Below are 13,804 nucleotides of genomic sequence, written 5' to 3' on the forward strand. Positions count from 1 at the left end.
AAAATGAACATTTTGACAAAAGTTTAGCATATTCGGGTGCCTAGTGGCCCATAAGGGGAGCCGATACCCTTGGGAGCCGGCCGCTCTGAATTGAAATTATTTGACCCTTACCTTGCGATACCTCGAGTACAAACGGAAGGCCACTTTTGAGAAGATCAAAAGGGCCAAGTAGGTGAAAAGTAAGTAGATGTAGGGGGCCATAGCTGCAATAACGTAAAATGTAGTCTAAAACCTACATGTTTTAGGTGATTTTTGTTGAAATACATTAAGATTTTCGATATAAGGTAAAAAATCGGATAAAGTGATGGTGTCCGTTACCTCAAGATGCCGTGTTGTTTTCTTATATTTAGTGGTCCACCAATGAAACTAAACATAATGAAACAAAGAAAGTTCACGCTCGATGAAAATGAAATTCCCGAGAATTGGTACAATATTGTGGCCGATATGCCCAATAAGCCGCTTCCGCCCTTAAATCCCGCTACCTTGGAACCGATTGGTCCCGATGCCTTGGCCCCCTTGTTTCCCATGGCCCTTATAGAGCAGGAGGTAAGCACCGAAAAATGGATCGGTATACCCGATGAGGTTAGGCATATCTATTCAATGTGGCGCCCGACTCCCCTGTATAGGGCCTACGGATTGGAAAAGGCCTTGGATACCCCGGCGAAGATTTATTATAAATATGAGGGGGTGAGCCCCTCGGGCTCCCACAAGCCCAATACGGCCGTTCCACAGGCGTATTACAGCATGAAGGAAGGGGTAAAGCGCATCACCACAGAGACCGGTGCGGGCCAATGGGGCAGTGCGTTAAGCTTCGCCTGTCAGCACTTTAATATCGAGTGCGACGTGTACATGGTAAAGTTGTCGTACCACCACAAACCCTACCGCAAATCGATGATGAACGCTTGGGGCGCCAATGTTTATGCCTCTCCTACGAACTTGACCGAGGCAGGTCGAAAGATATTGGCCGAAAACCCCGATAGTCCGGGTTCATTGGGGATTGCGATTTCGGAGGCAGTCGAAATGGCCGCCCAGCGTGAAGATACCAAATATGCCTTGGGCAGTGTGCTCAACCATGTAAAGTTGCACCAGACCATAATCGGCCAGGAGGCCATTAAACAAATGGAGAAGGCGGGCGATATGCCCGACATTGTGATCGCACCCTTCGGGGGAGGCTCGAATTTTGCGGGACTCGCGTTTCCATTCTTGCGGTTGAACCTCGAAGAGGGCAAGAACATTCGTTGCATTGCCAGTGAGCCGACCTCCTGCCCAAAGCTGACACGGGGGGTATTTCGCTACGATTTTGGCGATACGGGCGGAATGACGCCCTTATTGCCCATGTATACCTTGGGCCACGATTTTGTGCCGGCGCCTATCCATGCCGGTGGATTGCGGTACCATGGTGCGGGCGTAATCGTTAGTCAGCTCTTGAAAGATAAGTTGATCGAGGCCGTGGCCCACGATAATCTGGAAGTTTTCGATGCCGGGGTGCTGTTTGCCAAAACGGAGGGCATCATACCGGCACCCGAGGCCACCCATGGTATAGCCACTGTAGTGGCCGAAGCCAAGAAGTGCAAGGAAGAAGGGGTTTCAAAAACCATCCTGTTCAACCTCTGTGGGCATGGCAACTTCGATATGAAGGCCTATGACGATTATTTTGAGGGCAAGATCGTTCGTCACGAGTTGACCCAGGACGAGATCAACGCATCCATCTCAAGATTGAATACCCCCGAAATACCGGATTAAGAAGGGTGAAAATAAAAAAGCAGCCTTCTAAAAGGCTGCTTTTTACTTTTTAAGTTGAGCGGGTTGTATTATAAAAAGGCATCCTCCTGTTTGTAGGCATCGATAACGGCCTGTTCGCCTTCCTTGCCTTTTTTGGAATTGCCGTGTTCCATACCGAGAACACCGTCAAAGCCCTTTTCATAGATCCATTTAAACACATTCTTATAATTGATCTCACCCGTCGTAGGCTCTTTTCGCCCTGGGTTGTCGCCTATCTGTATGTAGGCGATCTCGTCCCAAGTGAGTTCCATATTGTGTATGAGGTGGCCTTCGGTCTTCTGCATGTGGTAGATGTCGTACAGGATTTTACATGCGGGACTGTCTACCCCTTTACATATCATATAGGTCTGGTCGGAATTCTGTAGGTACAGGTCGGGCGAATCGGAAAGGGGCTCCAATACCATGGTCAGCCCGTGGGGTTCCAAGATTTCCGCGCCCCTTTTCAGGGCTTCGATCACATTGCCGTCTTGCACCCCTATGGGCAGCCTTCTTTCGAAGCCACCGGGTACGACGGTCATCCATTTGGCATTGACGCGTTTGGCGACTTCAACGGCCCGTTTGCAGCCGTCGAGAAAGATGTCGACATGCTCTTTTTTGCCGGCCGCCAAGGTATTGGCCATGTTGCCGCCCTTGTCGATTACGAAAACACCCATCGTCATGCCCCTCTTGGCCAAGGTTTCGCCAATTTTGGTCTGCATGGCCACGTCTCTTTTCATCATTCCATTGTCCTCAAATGCGGTAAATCCTTGATCGGCCATAAAATTGATCTGGTCGATGGGGTCGTCGCCCGCCAGTTCCTTGAACATGCCCAAATGGGGTGCGTACTTTAGATTGAACTTATGTGGCCCGGATTTCTTCTTTGTTTGCTGGGCAAAGCCCAATGCCCCGCCCAAGGATAGGGCCCCGCCCGTTAGCGCCGATTTCTGGATAAAATTTCTTCTTTTCATAAAATTGTTGGATTGGATGTTTTTACTTGTATTTGTCTTCGCACAAAACAAAAGAGCCAAAGGAGGTAGTTACCGGCCTTTAACTCTTTTTGTCCGTCTGTTTTGGTGTCTATAGCGACCAGGCTTTTCCCCCCGTGAATTCCTGAAGGTCTCCACATCCAATGTATTGGCCGGGTACGGGCAAATAGGCCAGTACCTCTTCTCCGACATACTCCGACGATTTATAGCCAAAAATGGTCAGGCCGCGAAGTTTGTCGGCAAAACCGAAACGGGCCACACCATCATCCAATAGGGGTTCCTTGCCTTCGGCAATGGCTTCGTTGTATTGCTTGATGGCCTTGAAGTTGTTGGCCTGGTCATCTTTCGATACCTTTAAGGCCGAGGCGAGAACGGGTTCCAAATCTTCGGCGGTCAGGTCTGCGGCATTTTCCTTGCCACTGTCTTTCAAGGCCTTTTCAATAAAGCGGCCCATGGTCATTTTTAAGAAATTCTGCTGGTCTACCTTCATGACCTGATCGGCAAAACGATCGATAAAGAGATGTACCTGGGTTTCCGATGCCGAAGGCGTATCCGTCTTTGGTAGGATGATATCGACCAATTTGGTCAAGACGATACCCTGGTCCTTGGTAAAGAAATCGGGGGTCCATTCAAATACGGTTTCCTCCTTACAGCTTTGGACGATACTGATCAATGTAGGCGTGGCAACGGTATAACCCAGTGCCAGCCCCATGTTTTTGAGTGCTTTTCTTCTATCCATTATATGTTTCCTTTTTTAAGTTCCTTTACCGCATGATCGGCTGCCCTGGCGGTAAATGCCATATAGGTCAGTGAGGGGTTGACACAACTTGCCGAGGTCATAAAAGAACCGTCGGTAACATATACGTTGGGCACATCGTGCAACTGGTTGTGTCCGTTCAAGACCGAGGTCTTTCTGTCCCGGCCCATGCGTGCGGTTCCCATTTCGTGGATTCCAAGGCCCAGGCCGGTGGGTCCGTCATGGCCTTTTACATCCTTGAACCCGGCTTTCTCCAACATTTCCACGGCGGATTCCTGCATGTCTTTTCGCATCTTGAATTCGTTTTCCTGCAGGTCGGCGTCGAAGGTAACGGTCGGTAGGCCCCATTGGTCAAGTTTGTCATAATCAAGGGTAAACCTATTGTCTTCGTACGGAAGCACCTCGCCGAAGCCGCCGATACCCATTCGCCATCCTCCGGGCTTCAAAATGTTTTCCTTCAGGTCTTTTCCGTAGGCAAGTTCGGCAACCGTTTCTTCCCAGTTGCCCCTACTGGCCCCTCCTTGGTAACCGAAGCCGCGTTTGTAATCCTTCCTGTCGGTCGAACCGCCTAGGTTCCTAAACCTGGGTATATAGACGCCGTTGGGTCTCCTACCTTTGTAATATTTATCTTCAAAACCGTCGAATTTACCGCTGGCGCCCACGCCCAAGTGGTGGTCCATGATATTACGGCCCAATTGGTCGGAATCGTTGCCCATACCATTGGGGAATCTGTCGGACCGGGATTGCATCAAGATCGAGGTTGAGGCGATAGCGGAGGCGCAAAGGAAAATGACCTTGGCCTTGAACTCGTAATTTTCCTTGGTCACCCTGTCGATTACCTTAACGCCCGTGGCCCGTTTGGTGTCGGGGTCGTACATTACCTCGTGGACTATGGAATCGGGTCTGAGGGTCATGTTGCCCGTAGCCTCGGCGGCCGGAAGGGTAGATGAAAGGCTGCTGAAGTATCCTCCAAAAGGACAGCCCCTGATACACCGGTTCCTAAACTGGCATTTTGTCCTTCCGTCAAACTTCCTGTCCCCGGTAATATGGGCTACCCGCCCTACGGTGACCGGACGCCCGTCAAAGGATTCCATCACCTTCTTCTTAAAGTGTTCCTCCACGCAATTCAAATCCATGGGAGGGAGGAATTCGCTATCGGGCAATTGGGGTAAGTTAAGGGCTTCACCGCTAACACCGATAAAATTTTCCACCTTGGCGTACCACGGTGCTATATCCTTGTACCTAACGGGCCAGTCAACGGCAATGCCTTCCCTTAGGTTGGCCGTAAAGTCGATATCGCTCCAGCGATAGCTTTGGCGGCCCCATTGCAACGAGCGCCCCCCGACGTGGTAGCCCCTCATCCAATCGAAACGCCTGATTTCGTTGTAAGGGTGCTCCAGGTCGTTTACGAACCACATATGGCTGGCCTGACTGGTGGTGTAGCCCGTTCTGTGCTGTTTGGGCTGTTTTTCAATAATTTCTTTTGTAGCGACGCCGGCATTGGGAAAATCCCACGGATCTTTATTGGCAGTTTCGTAATCCTCGATGTGTTTTACCATTCTGCCGCGCTCCAATACCAGGGTCTTGAGTCCCTTTTCACAAAGCTCTTTTGCGGCCCATCCTCCACTGATACCCGTACCTACTACGATGGCATCATAAGATTCTTGCTCTTCGTTGTAATAAAATTTACTCATTTACAAAATTGTTTAGTCCCTAAATTTATTAAATATTAAATTAATTTTCTACATTTATTCGCCATAAACCTTGATAGTTTCACGGATTCTGCCGTGAGGCGGTTCCAAATCCTTTATAGACAATTAACTAATTCAAACAAATGAAAAGAAGAAAGTTTATTCAAAATAGTTCAAAGGCTGGTTTTGCATTATCGATAATGGGTGTCTATGCCTGTAAGGAAACTAAAAAGAAAGAAACTGAGGCTGCCGATGATTCGGAACAAGCCGGGAAAGAGGCCGAACCCTTCTTTAAGCTCTCCTTGGCCCAGTGGTCGATGCACAGAATGATACGGGAAGAGGGCGTCGACCCCTATACCTTCGCCGAAAAGGCAAAGAACTGGGGCTTTACCGGATTGGAATACGTAAGCCAACTGTACAATCCCGAACTTGAGGATGCAGGATATTCTGAAGAAGCCATGGCGGCCTTTGTTGAAAAATCGAACGCCGAAGCCAAAAAACATGGCCTTGAAAACGTTTTGATCATGATCGATGGCCAAGGGAATTTGGCCGTAAGCGACGAAAAGGAAAGAAATGAAACGGTAGAAAAGCATAAAAAGTGGGTCGATGCCGCCGCCGCCATGGGCTGCCATGCCATTCGCGTTAACCTGAACGGAAGTGACGACCCCGAGGAATGGATAAAGAACTCCATCGATGGCTTGACCAAATTAAGTACCTATGCCAAGACCAAGAACATTAATGTATTGGTCGAAAACCACGGCGGGTTATCTTCCAACGGGGCCCTGCACGCCCAAGTGATGAAGGCCGTTGGTATGGACAATTGTGGTACCCTGCCCGATTTCGGCAATTTCTGTATCAAGAGAAAGCAAGGTACCTGGGATTGCGAGGAAATGTACGATATCTATAAAGGGGTAGAGGAATTAATGCCCTACGCCAAGGCGGTAAGTGCCAAATCGCACGATTTCGATGCCGAGGGCAACGAAACCCAGATCGATTATGCGAAAATGCTGAAAATCGTCAAAGACCACGGCTATACCGGTTATATCGGTGTAGAATACGAGGGCAGCGAACTCAGCGAGGAGGAAGGCATTATCGCGACCAGGGACCTCTTGCTCAAAGTGGCAAAAGAACTGGGATAGCCTAGCTGATGACCAAACCATAGACCATAACCAAAGGTGAAATTATTCTTCGATCAACTTTTCGACTATAATTATTTTTGTAATAAAAAGCTCATAGACTATTGTTTGGGCCTCGATACGGTGCCCGAAAAAAGTTCACGCCTGTTCAGCCATGTGCTCAACGCCCATCATATTTGGAATGCACGATTGTGCAAGGAGCGGCCCAAGTACGAGGTTTTTCAAATACACGAGGTAGGCAATTGGCACGATATCCATTACGAAAACCAACGTTGCTCGTTCGACATCACATCGAATACCCAAGATTTTGAAAAGCGGATCGATTACGAGAATTCGAAGGGCCGCTTGTTCACGAACACGGTTCAAGACATCCTTTTTCATATAATCAACCACTCGACCCACCATCGGGGCCAGATCGCGATGGACTTTAGGTTGAACGATATCGAACCCCTGGGAATGGATTATATATTCTATAAACGCTAAGTTATATGAATTCAAAGATTCGGATACAGCTTTCCCTAATGATGTTTTTGGAATTTTTTATCTGGGGCGCTTGGTTCGTTACCTTGGGTATTTATCTTCCCAATTCCTTGGAATCTTCGGGCAGTGAAATCGCCTTGGCGTATTCCACACAATCGTGGGGTGCAATTTTGGCTCCCTTTATCATTGGCCTTATTGCCGATAGGTATTTTAATGCGGAGCGTATTTTGGGCGTGCTGCACTTGTCGGGGGCGGCCCTGATGTACGCCATGTACCAAGCGGTCGATTTTTCGGGGTTCTTCCCATACTTGCTGGTTTACATGATCTTGTACATGTCTACCTTGGCCTTGGTAAATTCGGTTTCCTTTAACCAGATGAGCGACCCCGCCAAGGAGTTTTCCTTCGTTCGTGTTTTTGGGACCATTGGCTGGATCACCGCGGGACTGCTGATCAGCTTTTTCAATTGGGATTCCCAAGAAGGGATATCCGAGGGCTTTTTGCGCAATACCTTTTTGATGGCCTCGATATCGTCGGCCGTATTGGGCGTTTTCAGCTTTACTTTGCCCAAGACCCCGCCCACGGCGGATAGGGCGCAAAAAATAAAGTTGGCCGATATTCTGGGCCTCGATGCCCTCGCCTTGTTAAAGAACCGTAATTTTTTGGTCTTCTTTTTGGCCTCGGTGTTCATTTGTATCCCCTTGGCCTTCTATTACCAACATGCAGGGCAGTTTCTGGGAGAGATCGGTGTGGCCAATCCGGCGGGGAAAATGACGATAGGGCAGATTTCCGAAATTTTGTTCCTGTTGCTACTGCCCTTCTTTTTTAAGCGCTTCGGCTTTAAAATGACCATTGTGGCCGCCATGTTGGCCTGGGGGCTTCGGTATTTGATGTTCGCCTACGGCGATACGGGGGAACTCGTTTACTTATTGCTGGTAGGTATCGCCTTGCACGGTATTTGTTACGATTTCTTTTTCGTTTCGGGGCAGATCTATACCGACAGCAAGGCGGGGGCAAGATACAAGAGTGCGGCCCAGGGCCTGATCACCCTGGCCACCTATGGGGTAGGGATGCTTGTGGGCTTTTGGGTGGCCGGTGCCATTACCGATAGCTATCTCGTCGAAGACGGGCAGCACGATTGGAGTACCATTTGGTTATACCCTTCGGCTTTCGCCATACTGGTATTGCTGCTTTTCCTCATTTTGTTCAAAAATGAAAAAATAGCCTATAAATCGTAGCTATTTTATTAAATTGAAGCCCTTAAATCAAAAAACAACGTATTCACTCATTTAAACAGTATTTACAAATGCCAAAGAAAATTAGACTAGGAATTTTAGGAGGTGGGGGAGACTCTCTAATTGGTGTGCTACATCGCGTAGCTTCGCACATAAACGATAATTACCAAATTGTCGGTGCCGTGTTCAATCCCGATTTTGAACAGAACATGGCTTTTGCCAAGGAAATAGATATACCTACCGATCGTATCTATAAGGATTTTGACACCTTGATAGAGGAAGAAATGAAGTTGCCCAAAGATGAGCGTATTCAAGTATGCTCGGTTCTTACTCCCAATTTCCTGCATTTTCCCATGGCCAAAAAATTGCTGGAAAACGGTTTTCACGTCATTTGCGAAAAACCGATGACCACTACCTTGGAAGAGGCCAAGATATTGGAGGAAACCCATAAAAAGGCGGGTACCGTTTTTGCCCTTACCCATACCTATACGGGCTACCCCATGGTGCGTCAGATGAGGGAAATGATCAAGGCGGGCGCTTTGGGCAAGATCCACAAGGTAGATGCCCGGTATTACCAAGGGTGGATCAACCCTATCATTCACGACAAGGAAAAAAGGTCGAGCGTTTGGCGTTTAGACCCCAAAAAGGCGGGTATCAGTTCATGTATGGGCGATATAGGCGTGCATGCCTTCAACTTGGTCGAATATACCACAGGTTTAGAGGTCAAATCGCTGCTGTGCGATTTCAACTACCTGTATGACGATAACCAGATGGACGTAGACGGCACCGTGTTGATCCGTATGGGAGAGCATGTAAAAGGGGTAATCCGCGGAAGCCAGGTCGCTACCGGGGAAGAGAACGGCCTGGCGATAGCCATTTATGGAGAAAAGGCGTCGTTTCGATGGGAACAGGAAAAACCGAATTTCCTGTATATGATGAGCGATACCGAACCGACCAAGGTATATAAGCCCGGCCATGCCTACAACAGCGAATTTTCGCTGGACGGGACCAAGCTTCCGGCAGGCCACCCCGAGGGGATATTCGATTCGATGGCCAACATCTATCTTGGTGCCGCCCGGGCGATCCGCGGGGAAGAACAAAACGACGGTGCCTTCCCAACGATGAGGGACGGCGTGCGCGGAATGAACTTCATCGAGGCTACGGTCGAATCGCACAAAAATGGAAATACGTGGGTAGACTTGGAGGATTGATGCCTTCCGATGGTCGACCCACCTGATAAAAAAGCACCCCGAAGGCCAAAACCTTCGGGGTGCTTTTTTTGTTGGCTTTGCGGCAATCGTGCCCCCTGCTTAGCGCTCGAACACCTTTTCGAATTCTTGACAGACCACGATCATGCTCTCGCTAGGTTTGCGGTTAAAGGGCTTGAGTTCTTCGGTATAGTAGTCCCAGTGCACCCTTTTCCAGTAGGCCAGGCTCTTATCGCCCTCGCCCTCGAGTCGGGCATAGGCTTCGTCGATACTGAAAAACGGCCTAAAGCGTACGTGGGTGGTACGTACCAAACACTGGGCTTCGCCTTCCCAATCGGTAACTACCATAAAATCGCCGATTTTGGGTAGCGCTTCCTTGCGCAACTGCAGCCCGAGCAAAGATGGGGAGGTCGCCCTTTTTATACCTTCTTTTACCAAGGCGGCACATGTATTGGCATCTTGTTCGTTATTGCAAAAGTGGATTACCTTAGGCGCTTCCACGAAAGCGTATTCCAAATGTTGGTCTAAGTAGTCTCCCCAAAGATTTCGTGCTGAAGCATTTTCCATAGGTCAATATACTTTTAGAAATGTTCTTAAACGGCAATTAATTGACATAAAGTCAGGTTTATCGGTTGTTGTACCCTTTGTTATGAAAACTTACCTGCCTTTAACTGTTCGGCCGCATGATTGGCCGCCCTTGCGGTAAAGGCCATATAGGTAAGGGAAGGGTTTACACAGCTCGACGACGACATAAAGGCCCCATCGGTAACATATACGTTGGCGACGGTATGCAACTGGTTGTTTTTGTTCACTACGGAAGTTTTGGGGCTATGCCCCATTCGGGCGCCTCCCATTTCGTGAATGCCCAAACCGGGTCCGCTTGGTTCTTCGTACGGTTCTATGTCGGTAAAGCCGGCCGCCTTGAACATGGCTATGATCTCTTTCTTGATATCCTTGCGCATGTTATATTCGTTTTCCTTGAACTCAACGTCAAAATCCAATTGGGGCAGGCCCCATTTGTCTTTTTCGGTACGGCTAAGGCTTACGCGATTATCGTCGTAGGGCAAGAACTCACCGAAACCGGTAACGCCGATCTGCCAAGATCCCGGTTTGAGTAGGGATTCCTTTAGGTCTTTGCCATAGCCCATTTCGGCAATTGCGGCAGACCAGTCTACCCGGCTTGCACTGCCTTGGTAGCCGAAACCGCGTACATAGCCTTCGCGCTTGGTTTCTTCGTTCAGGTTGACGAATCGGGGAATGTAAAAACCGTTGGGCCTTCGTCCCTGGTAATACTTGTCCAAATATCCGTCTACCTTGGCAAAGGCGCCCAGTTTGTAATGGTGGTCCATGATACCACGGCCCAGGGCATCGGAGTCGTTGCCCAATCCGTTTGGAAAACGGTCGCTTTTCGACTGCAAAAGAATGCCGACCGATGCCATCGCAGAGGCGCATAGGAAGATGACCTTTGCCTTGAATTCCAATTTTTCGTGGGTCTCGGCATCGATTATCTTTACGCCGGTCGCTTGTTTTGTGGTGTCGTCGTATACCACTTCGTAGACGATCGAGTTGGGCCGTAGCGTCATATTTCCGGTTCGTTCGGCCGCAGGTAGGGTAGACGAGTTGCTGCTGAAGTACCCCCCGAAAGGACAGCCACGCCAACACCGGTTCCTGTTCTGGCATGTTCCCCGGCCTTCGAAATCGGCTTCGGGATCCGTAATATGTGCCGTTCGGCCAATGGTTATCAACCGCCCGTCCTCAAATTTTTCGGCTACCGATGCCTTAAATTCCTCCTCGACACAATTGAGGTCCATTTTAGGTTGAAATACGCCGTCAGGAAGTTGTGGGATGCCCAAGGCTTCTCCGCTTACACCGATGTACTTTTCAACCTTGTCGTACCAGGGGGCGATATCCTTATAGCGTACCGGCCAGTCGACACCGATGCCTTCTTTTTTATTGGCTTCAAAATCAATATCGCTCCAGCGGTAGCTTTGTCTTCCCCAGGTCAATGATCGGCCACCGACCTGATAGCCCCTGATCCAATCAAAACGTTTGGTCTCTACATAGGGGTGCTCGAGGTCGTTTACAAAAAAGTGCTTTGAATCTTCGGTCGGGGCCCAGCCCACTCTCGATTGGACGTGGTATTTTTCCCTGTCTTCCTTCGAAAGCTGCCCTTTAAGGGGGTAGTCCCACGGATCGTCGTTCATAGTGGTATAATCTTCGATATGGCGCACCATGGGCCCGCGCTCAAGAACCAAGGTCTTTAATCCGTTCTCGCATAATTCCTTAGCTGCCCAGCCACCGCTAATTCCTGTGCCCACTACAATGGCATCGTATTGTTCCTCTTGATTCATGCTTGTATTTTTGTTTAAATCCTTGCGGATTTCCTATATTTATGACTTCCCAAAAAGCTTGTGGGAATTCGAAGATTTACAAAACTAAATATAGCGTTTATTCTCAAACTGACCACAGCCCGTATATACATATAATATACGGGTGCAAATAAGAACAAATACTAATACAAATGAAGACAATCAAAGGACCGGCCGTGTTTTTGGCCCAATTCGTAGACAGTAAGGCACCATTCAACTCATTGGACGGCATGTGCAAATGGGCCGCCGACCTGGGTTATAAAGGAATTCAAATACCGACGTGGGAAAGCTTTCTTATCGATTTGGACAAGGCTGCGGAAAGTCAGACCTATTGTGATGAACTCAAGGGAAAGGTAAATTCCTATGGTTTGGAGATCACGGAACTTTCGACCCACCTTCAGGGCCAATTGGTGGCGGTGCATCCCGCCTATGACCTGATGTTCGACAATTTTGCGCCCGATGCCGTGAAGAAAAATCCCAAGGCGCGTACCGAGTGGGCGGTAGACGTGGTCAAAAAGGCCGCCACCGCCAGTAGAAGGTTGGGCATTAAGGCCCATGCCACATTTTCAGGGGCCTTGCTTTGGCATACTTGGCACCCTTGGCCACAGCGGCCGGCCGGACTCGTGGAAATGGGCTTCGAGGAATTGGCAAAGCGATGGATGCCGATCTTGAACCATTTCGATGAGGAAGGGGTCGACGTATGCTACGAGATTCACCCCGGGGAAGACCTGCACGACGGCGATACCTTTGAGCGGTTCTTGGAGGCGACCGGAAACCACAAGCGCGTAAACATTTTATATGACCCAAGCCATTTTGTACTCCAACAATTGGATTATATTGCCTATATCGACCACTATCACGAGTTTATCAAATCGTTTCACGTAAAGGATTCGGAGTTCAACCCGACCGGTAAAAAAGGTGCTTTTGGCGGCTATAACGACTGGGGCGATCGTGCGGGAAGATACCGCTCGCTCGGTGACGGCCAAATCGATTTCAAGACCATCTTCTCCAAACTTACCCAATACGGTTGCGATGTTTGGGCCGTGATGGAGTGGGAATGCTGTATCAAAAGTCCTGAACAAGGGGCACGCGAAGGCGCGAAATTCATTCAAGACCATATCATTGAAGCTACCGAAAAAACATTCGACGATTTTGCCGGAGCGGAAATAGATAAGGAAGAGCTAAAAAAGATATTGGGTCTCTAAGCGCCTTGCCGGGCCCTTTTGATCGATACCACAATTAAAAAAACACGAAAATCCAATAAACCCTATACATGAGAAATCTTACCCTATTCGCTTTTTGTGCCTTGCTGGCATTTGCTTGTAAAGACAAAGCCGAAAAAGCGCAAAACGAAAGCGAGGCGGAGCCCATGGCATCCGCAGAGACCGAAATGAAAGCTGAAGAATGGACCGTTCTATTTGACGGGACTTCCTTTGACGGCTGGAAGGAATACCAAAAGGACGGCGTATCCGAAAATTGGAAGATCGAAGACGGGGCCATGGTATTCTACCCACCGGAAAACAGGAAGAAAGGTGAAATTTTTGACCTGGTCACCGAAAACGAATACACTGATTTTGTCCTTTCCTTGGATTGGAAGATCTCGGAAGGTGGCAACAGTGGGGTTTTTTGGGGCGTCAATGAAGAGGCAGGATTGGGAAAACCCTATCATTCGGGCCCTGAGGTGCAGGTTCTCGATAACGAAAGACATCCCGACGCAAAGAACGGAACCACGCACCAGGCCGGTGCCTTATACGATATGGTGGCCCCTTCGGAAGAGGTGGTCAATCCTGCCGGGGAATGGAATACCATGGTCATAACCATCAACCATAAAGAGCACAAGGGCAGCGTTGAGTTGAACGGTAAGAAAATCGTGGATTTCCCCCTTGCCAATGAGGCGTGGAACGCCCTGGTCGCCAAATCGAAATTTGCGGATTGGGAGCATTTCGGAAAATTTACCACGGGTAAACTAGGGCTTCAGGACCACGGCAACCAAGTTGCGTACAGAAACATCAAGATCAAGGAGCTCTAAGGCAGAAGTAAGAAGGCCGCGGTAGCAATACTGCGGCTTTTTTTGTTTCTATACCCCCGCCCTTTGAAGCCGTTGGGGCATAAGCTCCGTTCCCGGTGACCGAAGATGCGGCCAATTACCACACTTTCCGTAATTACGTTACCTTTGCCAAAATT

General features: G+C 49.0%; 12 protein-coding genes. 7 read left to right on the forward strand and 5 right to left on the reverse strand.

Annotation, left to right across the window (positions count from 1 at the left end):
* The first annotated feature begins 375 nt into the window (after positions 1-375).
* Complete coding sequence (locus BUB37_RS03120) at positions 376-1,743, forward strand: TrpB-like pyridoxal phosphate-dependent enzyme (protein WP_072988335.1); 1,368 nt, start codon at positions 376-378, stop codon at positions 1,741-1,743.
* Positions 1,744-1,811: 68 nt separating this feature from the next.
* Here the strand turns inward: BUB37_RS03120 and BUB37_RS03125 are convergent, their stop codons facing one another.
* The 3 genes from BUB37_RS03125 to BUB37_RS03135 all read right to left on the reverse strand — a co-directional run bounded on the left by BUB37_RS03125 (position 1,812) and on the right by BUB37_RS03135 (position 5,198).
* Entirely contained in the window at positions 1,812-2,729 is a 918-nt protein-coding gene (locus BUB37_RS03125) for a hydroxypyruvate isomerase family protein (protein ID WP_072989729.1), read from the reverse strand.
* A gap of 109 nt (positions 2,730-2,838) precedes the next feature.
* Complete coding sequence (locus BUB37_RS03130; protein WP_072988338.1) at positions 2,839-3,486, reverse strand: gluconate 2-dehydrogenase subunit 3 family protein; 648 nt, start codon at positions 3,484-3,486, stop codon at positions 2,839-2,841.
* Positions 3,486-5,198: a GMC oxidoreductase gene (locus tag BUB37_RS03135; RefSeq protein WP_072988341.1), complete on the reverse strand. Its 1,713-nt coding sequence runs from the start codon at positions 5,196-5,198 to the stop codon at positions 3,486-3,488. Before BUB37_RS03135 ends, BUB37_RS03130 begins: the two co-directional genes overlap by 1 nt.
* Before the next feature lie 140 nt (positions 5,199-5,338).
* Between BUB37_RS03135 and BUB37_RS03140 the strand changes: the two genes are divergently transcribed.
* The 4 genes from BUB37_RS03140 (at position 5,339) to BUB37_RS03155 (ending at position 9,254) form a co-directional block, all read left to right on the forward strand.
* Entirely contained in the window at positions 5,339-6,334 is a 996-nt protein-coding gene (locus BUB37_RS03140; RefSeq protein ID WP_072988344.1) for a sugar phosphate isomerase/epimerase family protein, read from the forward strand.
* 36 nt (positions 6,335-6,370) lie between these two features.
* Positions 6,371-6,814 carry a DinB family protein gene (locus tag BUB37_RS03145; RefSeq protein WP_072988348.1) on the forward strand — a complete coding sequence of 148 codons (444 nt, stop codon included), beginning with the start codon at positions 6,371-6,373 and terminating at the stop codon, positions 6,812-6,814.
* Positions 6,815-6,819: 5 nt separating this feature from the next.
* Positions 6,820-8,046, forward strand: coding sequence for an MFS transporter (locus BUB37_RS03150; protein WP_072988351.1), 1,227 nt, complete (start codon positions 6,820-6,822; stop codon positions 8,044-8,046).
* Positions 8,047-8,114: 68 nt separating this feature from the next.
* Positions 8,115-9,254: a Gfo/Idh/MocA family protein gene (locus BUB37_RS03155; protein ID WP_072988354.1), complete on the forward strand. Its 1,140-nt coding sequence runs from the start codon at positions 8,115-8,117 to the stop codon at positions 9,252-9,254.
* 99 nt (positions 9,255-9,353) lie between these two features.
* Here BUB37_RS03155 and BUB37_RS03160 read toward each other — a convergent pair whose 3' ends face one another.
* Together BUB37_RS03160 and BUB37_RS03165 are read right to left on the reverse strand one after the other, a co-directional pair.
* Complete coding sequence (locus BUB37_RS03160) at positions 9,354-9,818, reverse strand: ASCH domain-containing protein (RefSeq protein ID WP_072988357.1); 465 nt, start codon at positions 9,816-9,818, stop codon at positions 9,354-9,356.
* A gap of 80 nt (positions 9,819-9,898) precedes the next feature.
* Entirely contained in the window at positions 9,899-11,602 is a 1,704-nt protein-coding gene (locus tag BUB37_RS03165; RefSeq protein WP_072988360.1) for a GMC oxidoreductase, read from the reverse strand.
* A gap of 170 nt (positions 11,603-11,772) precedes the next feature.
* Here BUB37_RS03165 and BUB37_RS03170 point away from each other — a divergent pair, with 170 nt between their 5' ends.
* Together BUB37_RS03170 and BUB37_RS03175 are read left to right on the forward strand one after the other, a co-directional pair.
* Positions 11,773-12,825, forward strand: a complete 1,053-nt coding sequence (locus tag BUB37_RS03170) for a sugar phosphate isomerase/epimerase family protein (RefSeq protein WP_072988364.1) — start codon at positions 11,773-11,775, stop codon at positions 12,823-12,825.
* Positions 12,826-12,893: 68 nt separating this feature from the next.
* Positions 12,894-13,649: a 3-keto-disaccharide hydrolase gene (locus BUB37_RS03175; protein ID WP_072988367.1), complete on the forward strand. Its 756-nt coding sequence runs from the start codon at positions 12,894-12,896 to the stop codon at positions 13,647-13,649.
* Positions 13,650-13,804: the final 155 nt, after the last annotated feature.

This window comes from Pseudozobellia thermophila (genome assembly GCF_900141855.1).
GTDB classification, from domain to species: domain Bacteria; phylum Bacteroidota; class Bacteroidia; order Flavobacteriales; family Flavobacteriaceae; genus Pseudozobellia; species Pseudozobellia thermophila.